Consider the following 22,396-nt stretch of genomic DNA (forward strand, 5'->3'; position numbering starts at 1 on the left):
CGGGTCGCCACAGGTCAACGGGGAAGGGACGTCAGTGACCAGCAGTCCGACCGGGTCGCCCGAAGTGCTCTGCATCGGCGAGTCGATGGCGTTGTTCGTGCCCGCCGAGCCCGGGCCGCCGGACGAGGTGCGCACTTGGCTGCGCACCATCGGCGGCGCGGAGTCCAACGTCGCGTGCCACCTGCCCGCGCTCGGCGTGCCGAGCGGATGGGTCAGCGCGGTCGGCGACGACCCGTTCGGCCGCGCGCTCGTCCGCGAGATCGCTTCGGCGGGCGTGGACGTGCGCGGCGTCGTCTTCGACCCGGCCAGGCCGACCGGGCTGTACGTGAAGGAAAGCGGCGCGGGCGGCAGTCCGGTCCGCTACTACCGCTCGGGTTCCGCCGCGTCCGGCATGGGCCCGGAACTGGTGTCCCAGCTGGACTTCTCCGGTGTTCGCGTGCTGCACCTGTCCGGGATCACGCCCGCGCTGTCGGACAGCTGCCTCGCGCTCGTCCGCGCGCTGCTCGACCGGCCGCGGGGCGACCTGCTCGTGTCGTTCGACGTCAACCACCGCCCCGCGCTGTGGACCGGACGCGACCAGTCCGTCCTCGCCGAACTGGCCGGGAAGGCCGATCTGGTGCTGACCGGCGACGACGAGGCGGAACGTGTGTGGGGCACCGGCGATCCGGTGCGCCTGCGCGCGCTTCTGCCTGGTCCGCGCACGCTGGTGGTCAAGCACGGGGAACGCGGCGCGACGCTCGTCGAGGGCTCGGCCGAACCGCTGTTCTCGCCCGCCCTTCGGGTTGACGTCGTCGAGCCGGTCGGTGCCGGAGACGCCTTCGCCGCCGGATTCCTGGCCGCGACTCTGCGCGGAGCCGACCCCCTGACGAGGCTCCGTCGCGGGCACCTGCAAGCTGCCGCGACACTGTTGACTCAAGACGACGTCGGCGTGCCGCTGGCCGAGGCCGTCGTGACGAAACTGGTGCAGGCGGACGCCGACGGCTGGGGTTCGGTCCGGCTCACCGGGGAGGGAGTGGTGGTCACGTGAGCCAAAGTCTCGACCGCGCGCTGACGCTGCTGAGCGGTCTCGCCCGCGGCGGCAAGACGCTCGACGAGCTGGCCGAGGAGATCGGCGTGCACAAGACGACCGTGCTGCGGTTGCTGCGCACGCTCGAATCGCACCATTTCGTGCGGCGCGAAGGAGCCCGGCACTACCGGCTCGGCAGCGCGCTTTTCGACCTCGCCAACCAGGCGCTGGAGGACCGCGACGTCCGGCGCAGTTCGCACGAAGCGCTCGCCGCGCTGAACTCGCGCACCGGGCACACCGTGCACCTCGCGTCCTATGAGGACGGTGAGGTGGTGTACATCGACAAGTTCGAGGGACACCACGCGGTCCGGATGTACTCCCGGGTCGGCAAACGCGCGCCGCTGCACTGCACCGCGGTCGGCAAGGTGCTCGTGGCAGCGATGCCGCGGGCGAAACGCGAGGAGATCGCCCGCGCGATCGACTACGTCGTGCTCACCGCCAACACGATCACCACGCCCGAGGCGTACCTGGCCGAACTGGACCAGGTCGCTGAGCGCGGGTACGCGGTGGACAATGCCGAGCACGAGGACTTCATCCACTGCATTTCCGCGCCGGTGCGCGGCGCGGGCGGCGAGGTGCTCGCCGCGGCGTCGATGTCGGTGCCGAAGGTGCTGCTGGACTACGACGGGCTGCTGGCGCTCGTGCCCGAGCTGCTGGCCGCCGCCGAGGAAGCTTCCGTCCACAGTGGATGGACGGGGAACGGAAAGGGGCAATGATGGGCAAGACGGCGATCACCAGCGAGAACGCGCCGAAGCCGCCGGCGAACTTCTCGCAGGCCGTCCGCAAGGGGAACATCCTCCAGGTCGCCGGCGCGGTCGCGTTCGACCCGGCCACCGGGGAGATCGTCGGCGACGACGTGGTGAGCCAGACCCGGCAGGTGTTCAAGAACCTGACCGCGCTGCTCGAAGAAGCGGGCTCGAGCTTCGCGGACGCGGTGATGGTGCGCGTGTACCTCACCGACACCAGCCACTTCGCGGCGTTCAACGAGGTCTACAACGAACTGATCGGCGAAGCCCCGTACGCGGCCCGCACCACGGTGTACGTCGGGCTGCCCGCCGGGCTCCTGGTCGAGATCGACGTGCTCGCCGTCCTCGACTGACGCGGTTTCTCGTGAGCGGCGGCACTGAAGCCGCCGCTCACGAGAGCTTCAGCCGAGCACGCTCGTGTACGCGTTGATCGCGGGCTGCCCGCCGAGGTGCGCGTACAGGACGTTCGAGTCCTTCGCGATCTCGCCGCTGCGCACGAGATCGATCAGCCCGGCCATCGACTTCCCTTCGTACACCGGGTCGGTGATCATGCCTTCCAGCCGCGCGGCGGTCCGGATCGCCTCGAGCGTCTGCTCGTCCGGAATCCCGTAAACCCCCGCGTGGTACCGCTCGTCGAGTTCGGCTTCCCCGACCGGCCCGGCCTCGATCAGCTCCGCCGTGCTCTTCGCGATCCGCCCGATCTGCTCGCGCGTCTCGTCGGGCTTCGCCGACGCGTCGATCCCCAGGATCCGCCGCGGCTTCCCGCTCACCGCCGCTCCGGCGATCATCCCCGCCTGCGTGCTGCCGGTGACCGAGCACACCACGACGGTGTCGAAGAAAACGCCGAGTTCGCGTTCCTGCTCTTCGAGTTCCAGCACCCAGTTGGCGAACCCGAGCCCGCCGAGCCGGTGGTCCGACGCACCGGCCGGGATCGCGTACGGCGTGCCGCCGTTCGCCTCGACCTCCGCCAGCGCCCGTTCCCAGCTCTCCTTGAACCCGATGCCGAACCCGGCGTCGACGAGCCGGACGTCCGCGCCGAGGATCCGCGACAGCTGGATGTTGCCGACCTTGTCGTGCAGCGGATCGTCCCAGTCGACCCAGCTTTCCTGCACCAGCACGGCTTTCATGCCCGCGCGCGCCGCCGCGGCCGCGACCTGGCGCGTGTGGTTCGACTGCACGCCGCCGATCGAAACGAGCGTGTCCGCGCCCTCGGCGAGCGCGTCCGCGACGAGGTACTCGAGCTTGCGCGTCTTGTTGCCGCCGTAGGCGAGACCGGAGTTGAGGTCCTCGCGCTTGGCCCAGACGGCCGCGCCGCCGAGGCGTTCGGTCAGCCGGTCCAGCCGGTGCACCGGCGAAGGCCCGACGAGCAACGGGAAACGGGGGAAATCAGCCAGGCTCACGCGTCCTCCAGGAGGGCTTCGAGATCGGTCCAAATCGTTGAGGTGAGCTGCGCGGCGGTTTTCTCGTCGCCGCTTTCGAGCGCGTCGATGAGCTCCTCGTGCCGGGCGACCGACCGATGCGCGGGCAGCGAACTGAACCGCGCGTACTCGAGACGGCGCAGCAACGGCGTGTACCGGTCGAGCGTCGCCGCGACTGCCCGGTTGCCGCATGCGCGCACCGGAATGTCGTGCAATTCGTCGTCCGCCTCGATCGCCCTGCCGACGTCCCCCTCGGCCACTGCTTCCCGGAATCGCTCGTTGGCCTCGCGCATTTCCGCGATCTGCCGCGCGCTGAGCCGGGCTTCGCGCACGACCAGCTCGTGCAACGCCCGCACGAGCCGGACCGCGTCGCGAACGTCGCCGGTGTCGAACTCGGCGACCCTCGTGTAACTCTGCGGCTTCGACACGACCAGCCGATCCTCGGCCAGCCGCAGCAGCGCCTGCCGGACCGGCGCGCGGGAAAGCCCGAGCTGCTCGGCGAGGTCGGCGTCGCGCAGGGGAGTGCCCGGCGGAAGGCTGCCGTCGATGATGGCGTGCCGGATTCGCTCGTACGCCTCGTCGCGCAGCAGCGACCGGGAGACCTTGGGGAGTGCACTCACATCTAACATGTTAGATGTCGGTCGGCGGGGAGGCAATGGCACGGAACGGCGGGATGCGGCTGGCGCGGGGTGGTGGCGGCTCTGCAACGGGCTGGTGGTCGCACGGGTCGGCGTCGAGTGGGTGACCCGCGGGTCTGTCGGTTGGAGAGGTTGCCGTCGCGCGGTTCAGCCCTGGCCTCTTTGTCCGCGCGGATCGGCGTCGCGTGGCTCAGTCGTGGACCTGGCGGCCGCGCGGGTCGACGTCGCGTGGCTTAGTTGTCGGCCCGGCGGCCGCACGGATTGGCGCCGGGTGGCTCAGTCGTGGGCCTGGCGGCCGCGCGGGTTGGCGTTGTGCGGCTCAGTCGCAGGCGTGTCGGTCGCACGGTGTCGCGCGGTTCAGCTGCGGGTCAGGTGGCCGCATCGGTCGGCATCGTGGAGCTCGGCAGCGGTCGCCGGGCGGTCCGTGCACCGGAGCGCGGTCGCGGTCCAGGCAAGCTGCCGGACCGGATCTTCGCGGTCACCGGTCCGAACCCGGTGCCGGAGCGCGGCGGCGATCATCCGAGCCGAATCCTCGCGGATCGCCAGGCCAGACTCCGGCATCCGGCACGACCGGGTCCATCGCTGCAGCCCGCCGGGCGCGTTGATCGCGAACCGGGGCAGTGTCACGCGGCCCCGATCCGGCACGCCGAGGCCTTATCGCCGTCCGCCCTCACCCGGAACGGCGAAGACCCGCCCCGGCGATGCCGCGAGGCGGGTCTTCGAAGATCTCTCGGAACGGCTTCCGGCTCAGTAAACCGGCCCGGTGTACTTCTCGCCCGGCCCCTGGCCCGGCGGGTCCGGCACGACCGACGCCTCGCGGAACGCCTTCTGCAGCGACTGCAGTCCGTCGCGAAGGGGCCCGGCGTGCAGGCCGAGGTACTCGGCGGAGGCGGTCACGAGCCCGGCGAGCGCGGTGATGAGGCGGCGCGCCTCGTCGAGGTCGCGGTGCGGCGAGTTCTCCGGGTCGGCGTCGGCGAGGCCGAGGCGTTCGGCGCCCGCGGACAGCAGCATCACCGCGGCGCGGCTGATCACCTCGACGCTGGGGATCTCCTCGAGCCCGCGGTCGTCGGGGGAATACGGGGGCGGTGGCGAAGGTTGTTCAGGCACGTCTGGTACCCTTCCATGTGCGACCAGCTCCCGAGCGATCGGGGGCGGCAAGTGGAGCCCCGCTCCCACCCGTCTCACCGCTACAGGTGTCCGGGTCCGGTCTCGCCGAAGCAGTGCGTGCCGTTCCGGCAGCGTACTGCGGAGGCGAAGCGTTCGGCCGTCCGGCCGGGCGCGATCGGAGACAGAGCGGGCCCCGTGCACCGGCAGCAGCCGGAGGCGGGGCCTGAATCATGTGGGCACCAGGTCGAAACGAGAAAACATCACTCGGACCAAGGAGGCCCCATCAGCTCCGAGACACGCATCAACGACCGCATCCGGGTGCCGGAAGTCCGGCTCGTCGGCCCTAACGGCGAGCAGGTCGGCATTGTCCGGATCGAAGATGCGCTGCGGCTTGCGCAGGAGGCGGACCTCGACCTCGTCGAGGTGGCCCCGCAGGCACGCCCGCCCGTGGCCAAGCTCATGGACTTCGGCAAGTTCAAGTACGAGAGCGCGCAGAAGGCCCGCGACTCCCGGCGCAACCAGCATCTGACCGTCATCAAGGAACAGAAGCTGCGGCCGAAGATCGACCAGCACGACTACGAGACCAAGAAGGGTCACGTGTCGCGGTTCCTGGCGGCGGGCAACAAGGTCAAGGTCACGATCATGTTCCGCGGTCGCGAGCAGTCCCGGCCGGAGCTCGGGTTCCGGCTCCTGCAGAAGCTCGCCGACGACGTCACCGAGCTCGGCTTCGTGGAATCGTCGCCGAAGCAGGACGGACGCAACATGATCATGGTGCTGGCCCCGCACAAGAACGTGAAGCCGAAGGCGGCGAAAGCCGAATCGGCCGAATCGGCTCCCGAGGCGTAGCGCCCCAGCGCCGACCAGCACAGTCAGCGGCACACCGGTGATCCGGTGTGCCGCCGCACGAAAGAGGACTACAAGCATGCCGAAGATGAAGACGCACAAGGGCACGTCGAAGCGGATCCGCGTGACCGGTTCGGGCAAGCTGCGTCGCCAGAAGGCCGGCCGTCGCCACCTGATGGAGAAGAAGTCCAACCGCCTCACCCGCCGTCTCGAGGGCACCACCGAGGTCGCCCAGAACGACGTCGGCCGCGTGAAGCGCCTGCTCGGCCGCTGAGGCCCGCACCCTTTCCCGACCACCCCGGGGTCCTCGCACCCCCCGAATTCGACAGGATGGACCAGTGGCACGCGTCAAGCGGGCGGTCAACGCCCAGAAGAAGCGTCGCGCGACTCTCGAACTGGCCAGCGGTTACCGCGGCCAGCGTTCGCGGCTGTACCGCAAGGCCAAGGAGCAGACGCTCCACTCGCTCAACTACGCCTACCGCGACCGCCGCGCGCGCAAGGGTGACTTCCGCCAGCTGTGGATCACCCGCATCAACGCGGCCGCTCGCGCCAACGGCGTCACCTACAACCGGTTCATCCAGGGCCTGAAGGCCGCCGGTGTCGAGGTGGACCGCAAGATCCTCGCGGACCTCGCGGTCAACGACGCCGCCGCCTTCACCGCGCTCGCCGAGCTCGCCAAGGCGAACGTCACGACCGGCGAAGCGAAGTCGGCCTGACCGGCAGCATTTTCCGGCCCGGGGCGGATCCGTTCACCGAACGGACCCCCCGGGTCGTTGCTGCGCGCAAACTGACCCGGCGCGCGGAACGAGAGAAAACCGGCCGCTTCCTGGCCGAAGGGGTCAACGCGGTCACCTCGGCCCTGTCCCACGGGACGGTCCACGAACTCTTCGTGACCGAACGCGCCGCCGCCGCCCACCCTTCGTTGGTCGCGTCGGCTCCCCGCGTGTCGCCCATCACGGATCGCGCGGCCGCGAGCCTGTCGGAAACCGTGACCCCGCAAGGAATCATCGCGGTCTGCTCGCTGGTCGACCGTCCACTGGAGACAGTCCTCGCCTCGGCCCGCCTCGTGGTGGTCCTGGTCGACGTCGCCGAACCCGGCAACGCAGGCACCGTGATCCGGGTAGCCGACGCCGCCGGCGCCGACGCGGTAGTCCTGGCCGGCGACACCGTCGACCCGCACAACGGCAAAAGCGTCCGCGCCGCCGCCGGTTCGACGTTCCACGTCCCGCTGGCCCGCGCCCGCGACATCCCGTCAGTCCTCACCGCCCTCCGTGCAGCCGGCCTCCGCACGCTAGCCGCGCACGGTTACGCCTCGACCTCGCTCGAGACTGTCCGCTTCGGAGACCCGGTGGCGTGGATCTTCGGCAACGAGGCACACGGCCTGCCCGAGGACGTCCTCTCGTCAGTCGACGAAGCAGTCCGGATCCCGTTGTACGGCAAGGCGGAAAGCCTCAACCTGGCTACCGCCGCCGCGGTCTGCGTCTACACCGCAGCGATGGCCGCCCGCCGCTGACGTCCGGCAGTTCTCCTGCATCGGCGGTGCCCCCGGTGCGGGCAAATCGGCGATCGCCCGCCGCTTGGCCGCGCGTTATGGCTGGCATCACTACGCATCCGACGACACCATGCGCGCCCACGCGCCCGCACCACCCCCGGCGCTGCCCCCTGCCGCCGCCGTCATCACCGCCGCGACGTCGTCGCCGTCACCGCCGCCACTGCCATCGCCACCAGTGCCATCGCCACCACCACGACCGCCACCGTCATCGCCCACCGCCACTGCCACCGCCACTGCCACCGCCACCGTCATCGCCACCGCCCACCGCCCATCGCCGCCATCGCCACCCGCGCTGCCGCCGTTGGCACGAGCCGCGCCGCGCTTCCGGTCTGGCGGTCCCGCGTTCCGCATCCGCGGTGCCGATCACTCCCGAAACCCCGCCCAGCCGAGCCGTTCCGCAGCCACCCGCGAGGGCGGCCGGGGCGAGCCGGTCGGGAGGCGGTTCTCACCTGATCCGCTGACCACCGTTCGGGTCCACGGCGACGGTCAGTCGTGATCACGGGGCGGATCCGGCGCAGCCGCTCCGGAAGCGGAGGGTGAGCGGCCGGGCCCGGCGCCCGATCCCCTAGACTGAGCTGCCCGATGTGCACGTGCGGCGGCATGCCCGCGTGCCGCCGACAACACCAGTCCCAGCGGACGCCGAGGAGTCATGTCCGGAGCCACAGAACAGCCGGTCGACGTGCTCGCACCGGAAACCCTGCGCGCGGCGATCAAGGCGGCCGAGGACGCCTTCGCCGGCGCGGCCGACCTGGACGCGCTCGCCGCCGTCAAACCGGCCCATCTCGGGGACCAGTCGCCCGTGCTCCTCGCGCGCCGGGAAATCGCCGCGCTGCCGAAGCAGGAGAAGGCCGACGCCGGCAAGCGCGTCAACGAGGCCCGGCAGGCGGTGCAGTCCGCGTTCGACGCGCGCCGCGCGGCGTTGCAGGCCGAGCGCGACGAGCGCGTGCTTCGCGAGGAGGCCGTCGACGTCACGCTGCCGTGGGACCAGATCCCGCGCGGAGCCCGGCACCCGATCAGCACGCTGTCCGAGCGCATCGCCGACGTTTTCGTCGCCATGGGCTACGAGGTCGCCGAAGGGCCCGAGCTCGAGGCGGAGTGGTTCAACTTCGACGCGCTCAACTTCGGCAAGGACCACCCGGCGCGCCAGCTGCAGGACACGTTCTATGTCGGCGAGGAAGGCTCCGGCCTGGTGCTGCGCACGCACACCTCGCCGGTGCAGGCCCGCAGCCTGCTGCACCGCGACCTGCCGGTGTACGTCGTGTGCCCGGGCCGCACCTACCGCACCGACGAACTCGACTCCACGCACACGCCGGTGTTCACCCAGGTCGAAGGCCTCGCCGTCGACAAGGGCCTGACCATGGCGCACCTCAAGGGCACGCTCGACGCGTTCGCCCGCGCGATGTTCGGCGAGAGCTCCACGACGCGGCTGCGCCCGCACTTCTTCCCGTTCACCGAGCCGTCGGCGGAGGTCGATGTCTGGTTCGAGGAGAAGAAGGGCGGCCCCGGCTGGGTCGAATGGGGCGGCTGCGGCATGGTCAACCCGAACGTCCTGCGCGCGTGCGGCGTCGACCCCGAGGTCTACTCCGGCTTCGCGTTCGGCATGGGCATCGAGCGGACCCTGCAGTTCCGCAACGGCATCCCGGACATGCGCGACATGGTCGAAGGCGACGTCCGGTTCACCCTTCCCTTCGGAACGGAGGCGTAGTGCGAGTCCCGGTGAGCTGGCTGACCGAGCATCTCGAGGTGGATGCCGACGTCACGCCGCAAGACCTGGCCGACGCCTTCGTGCGGATCGGGATCGAGGTCGACGAGCTCAGCAAGCTCGGCCCGGTGACCGGCCCGCTCGTGGTCGGCCGCGTCGCGGAGATCGAGGAGCTGACCGGCTTCAAGAAGCCGGTGCGGTTCTGCCGCGTCGAGGTCGGCGAGGAACCCGACCCGGAGCCCGACGACGCCGAACTGTCCGAAGAGGACGACGACGAGGACGACGGCCCGCTCGAGAACGAAGGCCCGCACGGCATCAAGACACGCGGCATCGTCTGCGGCGCGAGCAACTTCGCCGAGGGCGACCTCGTCGTGGTCGCGCTGCCGGGCGTGGTCCTGCCGGGCGATTTCGAGATCGCCGCGCGCAAGACGTACGGCAAGGTCAGCGACGGCATGATCTGCTCGGCGGCCGAACTCGGCCTCGGCGACGACCACAGCGGCATCCTCGTGCTCCCGCCGGGCACGGCGAGCCCCGGCGACGACGCGAAGGACCTGCTCGGCCTCGACGACACCGTCATCGAGGTCACGCCGACCCCGGACCGCGGCTACGCGCTGTCGATCCGCGGCCTGGCGCGCGAACTGTCGAACGCGCTCGACGTGCCCTTCGGCGACCCGGCGATGCTCGACAACTTCCCGGAAGCCGAGGGCGAAGCGTGGCCGGTCCGGGTCGAGGACCCCGAGGGCTGCCCGCGGTTCGTGCTGCGCCGCGTCACCGGTCTCGACGCGACCGCGCCGACGCCGTGGCGGATCCGCCGCAGGCTGATGCTGGCCGGCATCCGGTCCATCTCCCTTGCGGTCGACGTCACCAACTACGTGATGCTCGAACTCGGCCACCCGCTGCACGCGTTCGCGACCGGCTCCATCCAGGGCGACCTGGTGGTCCGCCGCGCGAAGGCGGGGGAGAAGCTCACCACGCTCGACGACGTCGAGCGCACCCTCGACGCGGACGACATCGTGATCGCCGACGACAGCGGCGTCATCTCCCTCGCCGGCACGATGGGCGGCGCCAGCACGGAGATCACGCCGGAGAGCACGGACGTGCTGCTCGAGGCGGCGCACTGGAACCCGGCGTCGATCAGCCGCACCGCGCGCCGGCACAAGCTGTTCTCCGAGGCGGCGAAGCGCTTCGAGCGCTACACCGACCCGGCGCTGTGCGCGGCCGCGGTGGAACTCGCCGCGCGGCTGCTGCGCCAGTACGGCGACGGCGCGATCCGCCCGGGCCGCACCGACGTCGGCGGCGTCGCCCCGCACGCTCCGGTGACCATGCCGATCAACCTGCCCGACCAGGTCGCCGGCGTCCGCTACGAACGCGGCGTCACGGTCCGGCGGCTCGGCCAGATCGGCTGCAAGGTCCAGCTCAGCACGAGCGACCAGGGCGTCGGCCTGGTCACCGCGACCCCGCCGAGCTGGCGCGGTGACCTCGTGCAGCCCGCCGACCTCGTCGAGGAGGTCCTGCGGCTCGAGGGCTACGACAGCATCCCGTCGGTCCTGCCCGCCGCGCCCGCGGGCCGCGGCCTCACCGACGCCCAGCGCCGCCGCCGCGCGGTGTCCGGCGCGCTCGCCGAGGCGGGCTACGTCGAGGTGCGCCCGTTCCCGTTCATCGGCGACGCCGTGTGGGACGCCTTCGGCCTGCCCGAGGACGACATCCGCCGCACGACGGTGCGCGTGCAGAACCCGCTCGAAGCCGACCACGACCGGATGGCGACCACCCTCCTGCCGGGTCTGCTGGAGACGTTGCAGCGCAACGTTTCCCGCGGCCTGAAGGACGTGTCGCTGTTCCACGTCGGCCAGGTCGTGCTGCCGAAGCCGAACCAGCTCAAGGTCCCGGACCTCGGCGTCGAGCACCGCCCGAGCGACGAGGACCTCGCCGTGCTGGAGGCCGCCGTGCCCGCGCAGCCGGTGCACGTCGCCGTCGTCCTCAGCGGCCAGCGCCCGCGCGCCGGCTGGTGGGGCAAGGGCGACCAGGCAGGCTGGGCCGACGCCGTGCAGGCCGCGCGCCTCGTGGCCGATGCCGCCGGCGTGCAGCTCACCGTGCAGGCCGCCGACCTGCTGCCGTGGCACCCGGGCCGGTGCGCCCAGCTGCGCGTCGGCGACTGGCCGGTCGGCCACGCGGGCGAACTGCACCCGAAGGTCGTCGAGGCCCTCGGCCTGCCGCCGCGCACGGTCGCCATGGAACTCGACCTGGACGCGATCCCGCTGCCCGACTCCCGTCCGGCGCCCAGCATCTCGGCCTACCCGCCGGTGCTGCTGGACGTCGCACTGGTCGCCGGCACGGACGTCCCGTCCGCCGACCTCGCCGACGTGCTCCGCGAAGGTGCGGGCGAACTGCTCGAGGAGATCACCCTCTTCGACGTCTACGCCGGCGAGCAGCTCGGCGAAGGCAAGCGTTCCCTGGCGTACAAGCTCCGCTTCCGCGCCGCGGACCGCACCTTGACCGTCGACGAGGCCACCAAGGCCCGCGACGCCGCGGTCGCCGCTGCCGGCGAGCGCTTCGGAGCGACGCTCCGCGCCTGATCCGACGCTGTCCCCGTCCCGCGCTCCGGCCACCGGCCGGTCAGCCGGGGCGGGGGAGCGCTGGTGTCATGGCACCCTCCTTTCCTTTTCCTCGAACGGTTCGCTTCAGCTGAGGTGCTTCATCGCCTCCCGGACGGACAGCGGGGACAACCCCGGGTGTGCACGGACGAACGCGCGGACCCACTCCGGCTCGGCACGAGCGTGATCCCGCAGTGCCCAGCCGATTCCCTTGCGGAGAAAGAAATCCCGGTCCTCGAGGTTCGCCTCGATCGCGTCGGCGAGCAGCTTCTGGTCCACCTCGCCCTTCGCGCTGACCTGACAGATCACCGCCGTCCGCCGGCGCCAGCGATCAGCGTCTGTCATCCAGCGGCGCAGAACCGGCGTGACCGCCGCCCGGTGCTCGCGCAGGATCGGCCCGACCCGGCGGATCGCGACCTCGTCGACGTGGTCCCACCACGCACCGGTGACGATCAGCTCGTCGTACATCTCCAGCAGTTCCGGGTCCTGCCATTGCCGGTAGGCGCGGTGCCCGGAGAGATCGATCGCCGCGTACCGCTCCTCGCGGTATTCCGCTTCCCGCCACAACGCGAGGACGGTCTCGACGTATGTCACTCGATCGGGCAGAACATGCTCGGCCAAGACCGTCTTCATGAGCTTGCCGCGCGGCGGTTTCGGCACCCCGCGAAACGGCATCGCGGACTTCATGTACGCCTGCATCTCCGGCGCTTTGACCGGGTCCGCCAGCTCGGCCAGCCCGGTTCGCGCCGCCGTGATCAAGGCTTCGCCCGCACCCATTGAGGACCACCTCCGTCGTCTCGGATCCCGACGATCGGGGGACAGCGCGGCTCGTGTCGGGAAACGAGATTCTGCCGCGCAGCCGGTAGCTTCGACGAGCCCTGGTTGCCGTCGGACGCAAAGGACCACTGTGAGGAAAATCGTCACCGCGCTGGCCGCCGCCGCTGTCGCGGCCGGAACGCTGGCTGTCGCACCCGCCGCCACCGCGGTGCAGCCCGAAGGGCCGGGCTACGCGCCGCCGCCGATCAAGTGGGGACCGTGTTCCGCACCGGGACTCGCCAAGGCGGGAGCCGAATGCGGATTCCTGGAGGTCCCGATGGATTACGCGCAGCCGTCGGGTGAGAAGGCGCAGATCGCCGTTTCCCGGGTGAAGCACAAGACCGCGAAGTTCCAGGGCGTGCTGCTGGTGAACCCGGGCGGGCCGGGAGGCTCCGGCCTCGGTCTTTCGGTGCTCGGCCGGAATGTGCCGAAGCACGCCGGAGACAGCTACGACTGGATCGGCTTCGACCCTCGCGGTGTCGGCTCCAGCAAACCGGCGCTCACGTGCGACGGGAACTACTTCGCTCCTGTCCGTCCGGCTTACGTGCCGAAGACCCCGCAGCTGGAGAACACCTGGCGCGCTCGCACGAAGGGCTACGCCGAGGCCTGCGCGAAGAACGGCCCGCTGCTCGAGCACATCAAGACCACTGACGTCGCGCAGGACATGGAAAGCCTCCGCAAGGCGCTGGGCCAGAAGCAGATCAACTACTACGGCTTCTCTTACGGCACTTACCTCGGGCAGGTGTACAGCACGCTGTACCCGGAACGCATGCGCCGGATGGTGCTCGACGGGAACGTCGACCCGCGCAAGGTCTGGTACGACGCCAACCTGGATCAGGACGTCGCCTTCGACCGCAACATCAAGATCTACTTCGACTGGCTCGCGAAGTACGACAACGTCTACCACCTCGGCAAGACCGGTTCGGCCGTCGAGCAGCTCTGGTACGCCCAGCAGCGGAAGCTCGACCGCGCCCCGGCGGGCGGCGTGATCGGCGGCGACGAGTGGACCGACATCTTCCTTCAAGCCGGCTACTACGTGTTCGGCTGGGAAGACATGGCCAAGGCCTTCGACGGATGGGTGCACCGCGGTGACTGGCAGACGCTGAAAGCGTTGTACGACAAGTCGAACGCGCCCGGCGACGACAACGGCTACGCGGTTTACAACGCGGTGCAGTGCACCGATGTCCAGTGGCCGCAGGACTGGGACCGCTGGCGCCGCGACGCCTGGGCCACCCACACCCGCGCGCCTTTCGAGACCTGGAGCAACACCTGGTACAACGCGACCTGCCTGAACTGGCCCGCGAAGCCGGGCAAGCCGGTGGACATCGACGGCTCGAAGGCGAGCGGCGCGCTCCTGATCAGCGAGGAACTCGACGCGGCGACGCCGTACTCGGGCAGCCTCGAAGTGCGCAAGCGCTACCCGCGCTCGAGCCTCATCAGCGCGCCCGGCGGGACGACGCACGCCGGATCGCTCTCCGGGGTTTCGTGCGTGGACGACAGGGTTGCTGACTACCTCGCCACCGGCGCGTTGCCGAAGCGGGTGCGAGGCGACCGCTCCGACGTCCAGTGCGCCGCGGTGCCGCAGCCGGTTCCGTCTCCGGTCGCTTCCGATGCGCAGCAGAAGGCCGATGCTGCGGCGAAGGCCGCGGCGGAGGAGAAGCAGGGCCTGCTTGCCGGTCTGCTGCGTTTCTGAGTTGTCCTGCTCGGTGCCCCGGCCTGGTCTGCCAGGCCGGGGCATTGTTCTTTTCCGCTGGTCCATCGAGCCCCCTCGGTCGTTTTCGGGTCGCCGGGGACGCTACGACGGGGGTCTGACAATTTCGGACCGCAGTCACCCGATCGCGTTAAGTGATCGAAAATTGTCGGGGGTCGCGGATACCTTCGCGGCCATGACGATCATTCAGGAGCACCGGACCGAGGTCCGGTCAGGAGATGTCCAGTACCAGGTCGCCGTCGTCACCCGCACCGAGGACGGCGAGCCCGAGCGGGTCACCGTCACGGTCGGCGGAGAACGGCCGGACGGCGAACCCGTCGTCGAGGGCAGGCTCGAACTCGACGTGACGTCCGTGGCGACCGTCGCGGAACTGCTCGACACGAGCCTGCGCACCTTCGCGGGCGGCGGCACGCGGCGAAGATCGCGCGGACGCCCGGCCCAGCAGGGGCGGCCGTGGACCGACGAGATGGACGCGGACCTGGAGGCCCGCTGGCTCGCCGGGGATTCGGTGACCGAACTGGCGCGCCATTTCGCGCGAACGCCCGGCGGGATCCGGGCGCGGCTGCCCAGGGTCGGGTGCGATCCGGAACATCCGGGAAATCATTTGCCCACACCGCCGAGTCTGCGCGAAGCGGAGGAGGGAGTGGACTGACGAGTGCCCGCCGGGTTCGCATCCCGAGGCGGGCCCGGCGTGGCGGTGGCTGCTTGCCGGACTGGGGCTTGGGCTCCGGGATCGGTGGTGTGCGCGCTGGATTTCTGGCGCGGGTTCCGCGACGCGGCGTGCGCAGGACTTGTGGCGCGGGTTCCGCAGCGCGGGACTTGCGGCGTGGGTCTCGAGGCGAGCGGCATGCGCGCGGGACTGTGGCGTGGGCTCCCGGGCGAGCGGCGCTCGCGCGGAACTTACGGCATAGGTTCCGTGGCGAGTGGTGGGTGCCGGAGTGACGGATTGGGTCCAGAGCGGGCGGCATGCGCGGGACTGGTGGCGTGCGCCGGATTTGCGGCGTGGCTCCGGGGCGACGGTGGGTGCCGGACACGCGGCTGAGGTGCCGGGGTGAGCGGCGGGCGCGGAACAGGTGGTGCCCGCGCAGGTCTGGTGGCTCAGGTACAAGGCAGGCGGTCAAGGAGGCAGGTTCGAACGGTTGAACGATGCGCGTTGCTGAGCGGTCTTGGCTGGGCGGCTCGGCGGGCTGGAACAACTCGTGCACCCAGCTCGCGCGGCTGACGAGTCCGCCTGTTCAGGCGACTCGGTCGTTTGGCGCGGGCCAGGAACCCGTCGTCTAGCCCGGCCGGAAGTCCTGCCGCCGCGGAACCGCATCGGCACGCCGTCGATCAGGGCTGATCCATTCCATCGCGGCGGCGGAAAAAGCCTGGAGAACGTAGGGAATCCACGGAAGTCCCGGGGAGGGGACGGTCAGGGTGAGCAAACCCTCTTTGTTTGAGCTTGCACGCTCGTGCATAATCATTCGTATGACGGTGAAGATCGCGGTAGCCGGTGCCAGCGGGTACGCGGGCGGCGAACTGCTGCGCCTGCTCCTGACCCATCCCGAGGTCGAGATCGGCGCTCTCACGGCGGCGAGCAGCGCGGGGACGACGCTGGGCACGCACCAGCCGCACCTCGCTCCGCTGGCCGGGCGGGTGCTGCTCGAGACGAACGCGGAGACGCTCGCGGGCCACGACGTCGTGTTCCTTGCTCTGCCGCACGGCCACTCGGCCGAGATCGCGGCGCAGCTCGGGCCGGACGTGCTCGTGGTCGATCTTGGGGCCGACCATCGGCTCGCGGACGCGGTGGACTGGCGACGGTGGTACTCCGGCGAGCACGCGGGGCAATGGCCCTACGGGATGCCCGAGCTGCCTGGTGCGCGCGAGAAGCTCGTGGGGACCAAGAGGATCGCGGTTCCGGGTTGCTTCCCGACCGGCGGGTCGCTGGCGCTGGCCCCGGCGTTGGCGGCGGGGCTGATCGAGCCCGCGGTCACCGTGGTGTCGGTGACGGGGACGTCCGGTGCGGGCAAGAGCCTGAAGCCGAACCTGCTCGGGTCCGAGGTCATGGGCAACGCGAGCGCGTACGGCGTCGCCGGTGCGCATCGGCACACGCCGGAGTTCGTGCAGAACCTCTCGGGCGCGGCGGGCAAGCCGGTGACCGTTTCGTTCACGCCGGTGCTCGCGCCGATGCCGCGCGGCATTCTGACGACGGCGAGCGCTCAGCTCGCGGGCGATGTCGACGAGGCCGCCGCGCGCGCGGTCTACGAGAAGGCCTACGACGCGGAGCCGTTCGTCCAGGTGCTGCCCGAAGGGACCTGGCCGACGACCGCGGCCACGGTCGGCTCGAACAACGTCCAGCTCCAGCTCGGGATCGACGACGGCGCGGGCAGGCTGGTCGTCGTCACGTCGATCGACAACCTCACCAAGGGCACCGCGGGCGGTGCCGTCCAGTCGATGAACCTGGCGCTCGGTTTCCCCGAGGCCACCGGACTTTCCACCGTGGGAGTGGCACCGTGACCGTCACCGGACCGAAGGGTTTCCGCGCCGCCGGCGTGGCCGCCGGGATCAAAGCCTCCGGCGCGCTCGACCTCTCGCTGGTCGTCAACGACGGCCCGCTCGACGTCGCGGCGGGCGTGTTCACCCGCAACGTGATCAAAGCCGCGCCGGTGCTGTGGTCGCAAGAAGTACTGAAGCAGCAGAAGCTGAAGGCCGTCGTGCTCAACTCCGGCGGGGCGAACGCGGCGACCGGGCCGGGCGGGTTCCAGGACACGCACGCCACCGCGGAAAAGGTCGCCGAGGTGCTGGGCGCCGGCGCGATCGAGGTCGCGGTGTGTTCCACCGGCCTGATCGGCGAGCGGCTGCCGATGCCCGCCGTTCTGTCCGGTGTGGACAGTGCGGTCAAGGCGCTGGACGCCGGCCCGGAAGCGGCGCTCAACGCGGCTACCGGCGTCATGACCACCGACACCAAGCCGAAGCAGGCGTTCGCCCGGCACGACTCCGGGTGGAGCGTCGGCGGGTTCGCCAAGGGCGCGGGGATGCTCGCGCCGAACCTGGCGACGATGCTGTCCGTGCTGACCACGGATGCCGTGGCGGACAAGGAAACTCTCGACCGTGCGCTGCGCGCCGCCACGCACGTCACGTTCGATCGGCTCGACGTGGACGGCGGGACGTCGACCAACGACACCGTGCTCGTGCTCGCCTCGGGCGCGAGCGGGGTGGAGCCGACCGAAGCCGAGCTGACCGAGCTGCTCACCAAGGTCAGCCACGACCTGGTGCTGCAGCTGCGGGCCGATTCCGAAGGCGCCACCAAGGACGTCGACGTCACGGTGAAGGGTGCCGCGTCCGAAGCCGACGCGATCGTCGTGGCTCGGACGATCGCCGAGGACAACCTGGTCAAGACCGCCTTGTTCGGGTCCGATCCCAACTGGGGCCGCATCGCGATGGCGCTCGGCCGCGCACCGGCGCGGATCGACCCCGAGACGGTGTCGATCGCGATCAACGGCGTCACGTTGTTCGCGGGCGGCACCACGGCCGAGGACCGGTCGGCGGCCGATCTGTCCGGGCGAGCGATCGACGTTGTCGTGGATCTCGGCGTCGGTTCGGGCGAGGCCACGATTTACACCACCGACCTCTCGCACGCGTACGTCGAAGAGAACAGCGCGTACTCGTCATGACGGATACCGGAAGGCTCGTCTCCGCGGACGAACGGCTCGCCAGCGCGGCCGAGAAGGCCGGGGTGCTGATCGAAGCGCTGCCGTGGCTGCAGCGGTTCAACGGCGCGACCGTCGTGGTCAAGTACGGCGGCAACGCGATGATCGACGACCAGCTGAAGGCCGCGTTCGCCGAGGACATGGTGTTCCTGCGGCTGGCCGGGCTGCACCCGGTGGTCGTGCACGGCGGCGGCCCGCAGATCAGCGCGATGCTGTCCCGGCTCGGCGTGCCGGGGGAGTTCAAGGGCGGGCTGCGCGTCACCACGCCGGAGACCATGGACATTGTGCGCATGGTGCTCGTCGGGCAGGTGAGCCGCGAGCTGGTCGGCCTGATCAACGCGCACGGACCGTACGCGGTCGGCATTTCCGGCGAGGACGCGCGGCTGTTCACCGCCGAGCGCAAACAGGCCACTGTGGACGGTGAGCAGGTGGACATCGGCCTCGTGGGCGAGGTCGCCGAGGTGAACCCGGCCGCGGTGCTCGACATCGTGAACGCCGGCCGCATCCCGGTGGTGTCCACGGTCGCCCCCGACATCGACGGCGTGGTGCACAACGTCAACGCCGACACCGCCGCGGGCGCGCTCGCCGCGGCGCTCGGCGCGGAGAAGCTCGTCGTGCTCACCGACGTCGAAGGCCTTTACGCCAACTGGCCGGACCGGTCGTCGCTGATCGACCGGATCCCCGTCGACCGTCTCGAACGCATGCTGCCCGGCCTGGCCAGCGGCATGATCCCGAAGATGGAGGCGTGCGTGCGCGCGGTGCGCGGCGGCGTGCGCGGCGCCCACGTCATCGACGGCAGGCTCGCCCATTCGGTGCTGCTCGAGGTCTTCACCTCGCGCGGCATCGGCACCATGGTGCTGCCCGAGGCAGCGCACCCCGGAACGGAGCACGCGTGACTACCCTCAAGTCCAATGCGGACGGCCAGCAGCACTGGCAGTCGGCTGTCATGGACAACTACGGAACCCCCGGCCTGACCCTGGTGCGCGGCGAAGGCGCGCGAGTGTGGGACGCGGACGGCGCCGAGTACGTCGACCTGGTCGGCGGCATCGCGGTGAACGCGCTCGGCCACGCCCACCCGGAGGTGGTGCGCGCGGTCACCGAGCAGATCTCGAAGCTGGGGCACACGTCGAACCTGTACGTGAACCCGGTCGCGGTCGAACTCGCCGAAACCCTGCTCGACGTCGCGGGCCTGAACGGGCAAGGGAAAGTCCTGTTCGTCAACTCCGGCGCAGAGGCGAACGAGGCCGCGCTGAAGATCACCCGGCTCACTGGCCGCAGCAAGGTCGTCGCGGCGGAGGGCGCGTTCCACGGCCGCACCATGGGCGCGCTGTCGCTCACCGGGCAGCCGTCGAAGCGCGAGGCGTTCGAGCCGCTGGTTCCGGGCGTCACGCACGTTCCCTACGGCGACGTCGACGCGTTGCGGGCTGCCGTGGACGGCGAGACCGCCGCCGTCTTCCTGGAGCCGGTGCTCGGCGAGGCCGGGGTGATCCCGGCTCCGGACGGCTACCTGCACGCGGCTCGCGAGATCACCAAGGCCGCCGGTGCGCTGCTCGTCCTCGACGAGGTGCAGACCGGGATCGGCAGGCTCGGCACGTGGTTCGGCTTCCAGCAGGCCGGGATCGTGCCGGACGTGATCACGCTCGCGAAGGGTCTCGGCGGCGGGCTTCCGCTCGGCGCGGTGATCGGCGTCGGCGCGGCGGGCGACCTGCTGAAGCCGGGCCAGCACGGCACGACCTTCGGCGGCAACCCGGTGTGCTGCGCGGCCGGGCTGGCCGTGCTGCGCACCATCGTCCGGGACGACCTGCTCGACCACGTTTCCGCGCTGGGCAAGGATCTCGCCGCGGGAGTCGAGGCGCTCGGCCACCCGCTCGTGTCCGGCGTCCGCGGCGCGGGGCTGCTGCTCGGCATCGGCCTGCGGAAGCCGGTTTCCGCGGCGGTCGCTAAGGCCGCGCAGGAAGCTGGCTACCTCGTCAACCCGGTCGCCCCGGACACTGTCCGGCTCGCCCCGCCGCTCGTGCTCGACGAGCAGCAGGCGCAGGGCTTCCTCTCCGCCCTCCCGGGCGTGCTCGACTCCACCACCACGAAGGAATCCGACTGATGCCCCGCCATTTCCTCCGCGACGACGACGTCACCCCGGCCGAGCAGGCCGCTCTGCTCGACCTCGCGGACCAGCTGAAAGCCGACCCGCTCGGCACGAAGGCGCTCGCCGGCTCCACGGTGGCCGCGATCTTCGAGAAGAACTCCACCCGCACCCGGTTCTCGTTCGAGGTCGGCATCAGCCAGCTCGGCGGGCATCCGGTGATCGTCGACGGCCGTTCGATGCAGCTCGGCCGCGAGGAGACCATCGAGGACACCTCGCGCGTGCTGTCGCGCTACGTCGACGCCGTCGTGTGGCGCACCTTCGCGCAGAAGCGCATCGACTCGATGGCGTCGGTCGCGTCGATCCCGATCGTCAACGCGCTCACCGACGAGTTCCACCCGTGCCAGGTGCTCACGGACCTGATGACCATCCGCGAGCGCAAGGGGAAGCTCGCCGGGCTCACGCTCACCTACCTCGGCGACGGCGCCAACAACATGGCGCATTCGCTGCTGCTCGGCGGCACGACGGCCGGGATGAACGTGCGCGTCGTGTCGCCGGAGGGGTTCCAGCCCGACCAGCAGGTGATGCTCGACGCCAAGCAGCGCGGAACCGAAACCGGCGGCAGCGCGACTGTCTACACCGACGCGCACGAGGCCGTCGACGGTTCGGACGTGCTGGTCACCGACACCTGGACGTCGATGGGCCAGGAGAACGACGGCCTCGACCGGGTCGGCCCGTTCCGCGCGCTGCAGATCAACGCCGCGTTGCTGAAGCGCGCCGCCGACGAGGCGATCGTGCTGCACTGCCTGCCCGCGCACCGCGGCTGGGAGATCACCGACGAGGTGCTCGACGGCCCGGCCAGCGCGGTGTGGGACGAGGCGGAGAACCGGCTGCACGCGCAGAAAGCCCTGCTGGTCTGGCTGTTCGGGCAGAACGGCCGATGACCAGCAGCCGGGTCGGGCGCCAGGCGCGGATCACCGAGCTGGTGTCCACGATGGCCATCCGCAGCCAGACGGAGCTCGCGCGGCTGCTCGCCGCCGAGGGGATCGAGGTCACCCAGGCGACGCTGTCGCGCGACCTCGACGAACTCGGCGCGATCAAGCTGCGCGGCGCCGACTCGGGCGCGCCGGTCTACGTCATCCCCGAGGACGGCAGTCCCGTGCGCGGCGTCCAGGGCGGCACCTCGCGGCTGTCCCGGCTGCTCGCCGAACTGATGGTGTCGGCGGATTCGTCGGGCAACCTCACCGTGCTGCGCACGCCGCCGGGCGCCGCGCAGTTCCTCGCGAGCGCGATCGACCGGGCCGCGCTGGAGGAGGTCGTCGGGTCGATCGCGGGCGACGACACGGTAGCGGTGATCGCGCGCGAACCGCTCACCGGACGAGACCTCGCCGAGCGGTTCACCGCGCTCGCCCAAGGTTCGGCGGAAGGAAACGAGCCGTGACCCGGCGGGTCGTGCTCGCCTATCCGGGCGGGCACGGCTCCTCATCCGCGGTGAGTCTCCTTCAGGAACAAGGCGAAGTGGTCGCGGCCGCCGTGGATTTCGGTTCAGGCGACGTGGATCTGTGCGCGCTCCGGCGGCAGGCGATGGCCGACGGGGCCGCTGAGATCGTGGTCGCGGATGTCCGAGAGGAGCTCGCGAACGGCTACTGTTTGCTTGCGCTGCAAGCGAATGCGCTGATTCTCGACCGGCACCCGCTGGTCGAAGCGCTGGCCCGGCCGCTGCTGGCAAGCCAGCTCGTCGCGACCGCGAGGGACCGGAACGCATCGGCCGTCGCACACGGTGGCGGAGACACGTTGTCCAGCATGATCGCGGCACTCGCTCCGGACCTCGAGATCGTCGAACTCGATGTTCGCGGCGAGCAAGAACTGTCGACGAGCCGGACTTTGTGGGGCCGGACCGCGGACGACGGTTACCGCTGGACCGAGGACGCCGTAGTGAACCTCGGCATGCCGGACGAGGTCGTCGTCACTTTCGAGCAAGGCGTGCCGGTGGCAGTCGACGGCGAGACGGTCAGCGTCGCCGAGGCGGTGCAGCGGCTCGGACATCGGGCCGGGCCGCACGGGATCGGCCGGTTCGAGGCTTACGACGTACCGGGTGCGGCGGTGCTGATCGCCGCGCACCAGGAGCTGGAATCGGTCACGCTCGACCGTGATCTGGCGAGGTTCAAACGCGGCGTCGACCGCCGGTGGGCCGAACTGGTCCACGACGGATTGTGGTTCTCGCCGCTGCGCGAGCCGCTGGACGCGTTCGTCCGGCGGGCGCAGGAGCGCGTGTCCGGCGAGGTGCGGCTGGTGCTGCACGCGGGCAGCGCGACCGTGGCCGGCCTCCCCGGGAGGCGGCTTCGCCCGGTCGGACGGCGGCACCGCCGCGCGACCGGGCAGACTCCGCTGGGAAACACCCAGCATCCGAGCACCCAGGCGTCCTGAGACGCCGGAC

The 22,396-nt window shown here is 70.8% G+C and carries 24 protein-coding genes; 18 read left to right on the forward strand and 6 right to left on the reverse strand.

Annotated elements, in window-relative coordinates; genetic code table 11:
* The first annotated feature begins 85 nt into the window (after positions 1-85).
* Genes FKO37_RS22330 through FKO37_RS22340 form a run of 3 tightly spaced genes read left to right on the forward strand, consistent with a single transcriptional unit; the run spans position 86 to position 2,165 of the window.
* Positions 86-1,027: a sugar kinase gene (locus tag FKO37_RS22330; protein WP_238608317.1), complete on the forward strand. Its 942-nt coding sequence runs from the start codon at positions 86-88 to the stop codon at positions 1,025-1,027.
* Complete coding sequence (locus FKO37_RS22335) at positions 1,024-1,782, forward strand: IclR family transcriptional regulator (protein ID WP_037818158.1); 759 nt, start codon at positions 1,024-1,026, stop codon at positions 1,780-1,782. The genes FKO37_RS22330 and FKO37_RS22335 overlap by 4 nt, the downstream gene beginning before the upstream one ends.
* A complete protein-coding gene (locus tag FKO37_RS22340; protein ID WP_043828490.1) occupies positions 1,782-2,165 on the forward strand; it encodes a RidA family protein in 384 nt (127 codons plus the stop codon). The genes FKO37_RS22335 and FKO37_RS22340 overlap by 1 nt, the downstream gene beginning before the upstream one ends.
* A 48-nt stretch (positions 2,166-2,213) precedes the next feature.
* Here FKO37_RS22340 and FKO37_RS22345 read toward each other — a convergent pair whose 3' ends face one another.
* From FKO37_RS22345 to FKO37_RS22360, 4 genes are all read right to left on the reverse strand, one after another.
* Entirely contained in the window at positions 2,214-3,212 is a 999-nt protein-coding gene (locus FKO37_RS22345) for a 1-aminocyclopropane-1-carboxylate deaminase (protein WP_238605669.1), read from the reverse strand.
* Complete coding sequence (locus tag FKO37_RS22350) at positions 3,209-3,850, reverse strand: GntR family transcriptional regulator (protein ID WP_374204373.1); 642 nt, start codon at positions 3,848-3,850, stop codon at positions 3,209-3,211. The genes FKO37_RS22345 and FKO37_RS22350 overlap by 4 nt, the downstream gene beginning before the upstream one ends.
* 375 nt (positions 3,851-4,225) lie before the next feature.
* Entirely contained in the window at positions 4,226-4,495 is a 270-nt protein-coding gene (locus FKO37_RS22355; RefSeq protein ID WP_238605671.1) for a hypothetical protein, read from the reverse strand.
* Positions 4,496-4,615: 120 nt separating this feature from the next.
* Entirely contained in the window at positions 4,616-4,975 is a 360-nt protein-coding gene (locus FKO37_RS22360) for a DUF1844 domain-containing protein (protein ID WP_037818165.1), read from the reverse strand.
* Between the two features lie 282 nt (positions 4,976-5,257).
* Here FKO37_RS22360 and infC point away from each other — a divergent pair, with 282 nt between their 5' ends.
* From infC to FKO37_RS22380, 4 genes are all read left to right on the forward strand, one after another.
* Positions 5,258-5,821, forward strand: a complete 564-nt coding sequence (gene infC, locus FKO37_RS22365; RefSeq protein WP_200864208.1) for a translation initiation factor IF-3 — start codon at positions 5,258-5,260, stop codon at positions 5,819-5,821.
* 76 nt (positions 5,822-5,897) lie between these two features.
* The gene (gene rpmI / locus FKO37_RS22370) at positions 5,898-6,092 is read left to right on the forward strand and encodes a 50S ribosomal protein L35 (RefSeq protein ID WP_037818166.1); all 195 of its coding nucleotides are present in this window, start codon (positions 5,898-5,900) and stop codon (positions 6,090-6,092) included.
* Between the two features lie 64 nt (positions 6,093-6,156).
* Entirely contained in the window at positions 6,157-6,534 is a 378-nt protein-coding gene (rplT, locus tag FKO37_RS22375; RefSeq protein WP_009079612.1) for a 50S ribosomal protein L20, read from the forward strand.
* An 8-nt stretch (positions 6,535-6,542) separates the two neighbouring features.
* Positions 6,543-7,331 (forward strand): TrmH family RNA methyltransferase, encoded by a 789-nt coding sequence (locus tag FKO37_RS22380; RefSeq protein WP_374204462.1) that lies wholly within the window; start codon positions 6,543-6,545, stop codon positions 7,329-7,331.
* Between the two features lie 90 nt (positions 7,332-7,421).
* Here FKO37_RS22380 and FKO37_RS22385 read toward each other — a convergent pair whose 3' ends face one another.
* Positions 7,422-7,628, reverse strand: coding sequence for a hypothetical protein (locus FKO37_RS22385; RefSeq protein ID WP_238608424.1), 207 nt, complete (start codon positions 7,626-7,628; stop codon positions 7,422-7,424).
* A 391-nt stretch (positions 7,629-8,019) separates the two neighbouring features.
* On the opposite strand from FKO37_RS22385, the gene pheS reads away from it, so the two are divergent.
* Both pheS and pheT read left to right on the forward strand, forming a co-directional pair.
* The gene (gene pheS, locus FKO37_RS22390; protein ID WP_238605672.1) at positions 8,020-9,075 is read left to right on the forward strand and encodes a phenylalanine--tRNA ligase subunit alpha; all 1,056 of its coding nucleotides are present in this window, start codon (positions 8,020-8,022) and stop codon (positions 9,073-9,075) included.
* Positions 9,075-11,645, forward strand: coding sequence for a phenylalanine--tRNA ligase subunit beta (gene pheT / locus FKO37_RS22395; RefSeq protein WP_238605673.1), 2,571 nt, complete (start codon positions 9,075-9,077; stop codon positions 11,643-11,645). Before pheS ends, pheT begins: the two co-directional genes overlap by 1 nt.
* Before the next feature lie 105 nt (positions 11,646-11,750).
* On the opposite strand, the gene FKO37_RS22400 is transcribed toward pheT, so the two are convergent.
* Positions 11,751-12,440 (reverse strand): DNA alkylation repair protein, encoded by a 690-nt coding sequence (locus FKO37_RS22400; RefSeq protein WP_238605674.1) that lies wholly within the window; start codon positions 12,438-12,440, stop codon positions 11,751-11,753.
* A 130-nt stretch (positions 12,441-12,570) separates the two neighbouring features.
* Here FKO37_RS22400 and FKO37_RS22405 point away from each other — a divergent pair, with 130 nt between their 5' ends.
* From FKO37_RS22405 to FKO37_RS47220, 9 genes are all read left to right on the forward strand, one after another.
* Positions 12,571-14,172 carry an alpha/beta hydrolase gene (locus FKO37_RS22405; protein WP_238605675.1) on the forward strand — a complete coding sequence of 534 codons (1,602 nt, stop codon included), beginning with the start codon at positions 12,571-12,573 and terminating at the stop codon, positions 14,170-14,172.
* Positions 14,173-14,365: 193 nt separating this feature from the next.
* On the forward strand, positions 14,366-14,842 hold the full coding sequence (locus tag FKO37_RS22410) for a hypothetical protein (RefSeq protein ID WP_037818174.1): 477 nt from the start codon (positions 14,366-14,368) through the stop codon (positions 14,840-14,842).
* Between the two features lie 815 nt (positions 14,843-15,657).
* Positions 15,658-16,686, forward strand: coding sequence for an N-acetyl-gamma-glutamyl-phosphate reductase (gene argC, locus FKO37_RS22415; RefSeq protein WP_037818176.1), 1,029 nt, complete (start codon positions 15,658-15,660; stop codon positions 16,684-16,686).
* Entirely contained in the window at positions 16,683-17,843 is a 1,161-nt protein-coding gene (gene argJ / locus FKO37_RS22420) for a bifunctional glutamate N-acetyltransferase/amino-acid acetyltransferase ArgJ (RefSeq protein ID WP_238605676.1), read from the forward strand. Before argC ends, argJ begins: the two co-directional genes overlap by 4 nt.
* The gene (gene argB / locus FKO37_RS22425) at positions 17,840-18,775 is read left to right on the forward strand and encodes an acetylglutamate kinase (RefSeq protein WP_037818179.1); all 936 of its coding nucleotides are present in this window, start codon (positions 17,840-17,842) and stop codon (positions 18,773-18,775) included. The genes argJ and argB overlap by 4 nt, the downstream gene beginning before the upstream one ends.
* Positions 18,772-19,977, forward strand: coding sequence for an acetylornithine transaminase (locus FKO37_RS22430; protein ID WP_037818180.1), 1,206 nt, complete (start codon positions 18,772-18,774; stop codon positions 19,975-19,977). Before argB ends, FKO37_RS22430 begins: the two co-directional genes overlap by 4 nt.
* Positions 19,977-20,903 (forward strand): ornithine carbamoyltransferase, encoded by a 927-nt coding sequence (gene argF / locus FKO37_RS22435; protein ID WP_037818181.1) that lies wholly within the window; start codon positions 19,977-19,979, stop codon positions 20,901-20,903. The genes FKO37_RS22430 and argF overlap by 1 nt, the downstream gene beginning before the upstream one ends.
* A complete protein-coding gene (locus tag FKO37_RS22440) occupies positions 20,900-21,400 on the forward strand; it encodes an arginine repressor (protein WP_037818182.1) in 501 nt (166 codons plus the stop codon). Before argF ends, FKO37_RS22440 begins: the two co-directional genes overlap by 4 nt.
* Positions 21,397-22,386: an argininosuccinate synthase domain-containing protein gene (locus FKO37_RS47220; protein WP_134729179.1), complete on the forward strand. Its 990-nt coding sequence runs from the start codon at positions 21,397-21,399 to the stop codon at positions 22,384-22,386. The genes FKO37_RS22440 and FKO37_RS47220 overlap by 4 nt, the downstream gene beginning before the upstream one ends.
* The last annotated feature ends 10 nt before the right edge of the window (positions 22,387-22,396 follow it).

This window comes from Amycolatopsis sp. Poz14, assembly GCF_006704225.1.
Taxonomy (GTDB): Bacteria; Actinomycetota; Actinomycetes; order Mycobacteriales; family Pseudonocardiaceae; genus Amycolatopsis; species Amycolatopsis nivea.

Excerpts from the sequence above, each read along its gene's own strand:
- FKO37_RS22400 (WP_238605674.1), bottom strand. The coding sequence starts at position 12,440 with ATGGGTGCGGGCGAAGCCTTGATCACGGCGGCGCGAACCGGGCTGGCC.
- pheS (WP_238605672.1), top strand. The coding sequence starts at position 8,020 with ATGTCCGGAGCCACAGAACAGCCGGTCGACGTGCTCGCACCGGAAACC.
- argF (WP_037818181.1), top strand. The coding sequence starts at position 19,977 with ATGCCCCGCCATTTCCTCCGCGACGACGACGTCACCCCGGCCGAGCAG.
- argB (WP_037818179.1), top strand. The coding sequence starts at position 17,840 with ATGACGGATACCGGAAGGCTCGTCTCCGCGGACGAACGGCTCGCCAGC.
- FKO37_RS22410 (WP_037818174.1), top strand. The coding sequence starts at position 14,366 with ATGACGATCATTCAGGAGCACCGGACCGAGGTCCGGTCAGGAGATGTC.
- FKO37_RS22440 (WP_037818182.1), top strand. The coding sequence starts at position 20,900 with ATGACCAGCAGCCGGGTCGGGCGCCAGGCGCGGATCACCGAGCTGGTG.
- rpmI (WP_037818166.1), top strand. The coding sequence starts at position 5,898 with ATGCCGAAGATGAAGACGCACAAGGGCACGTCGAAGCGGATCCGCGTG.
- FKO37_RS22340 (WP_043828490.1), top strand. The coding sequence starts at position 1,782 with ATGGGCAAGACGGCGATCACCAGCGAGAACGCGCCGAAGCCGCCGGCG.
- argC (WP_037818176.1), top strand. The coding sequence starts at position 15,658 with ATGACGGTGAAGATCGCGGTAGCCGGTGCCAGCGGGTACGCGGGCGGC.
- FKO37_RS22330 (WP_238608317.1), top strand. The coding sequence starts at position 86 with ATGGCGTTGTTCGTGCCCGCCGAGCCCGGGCCGCCGGACGAGGTGCGC.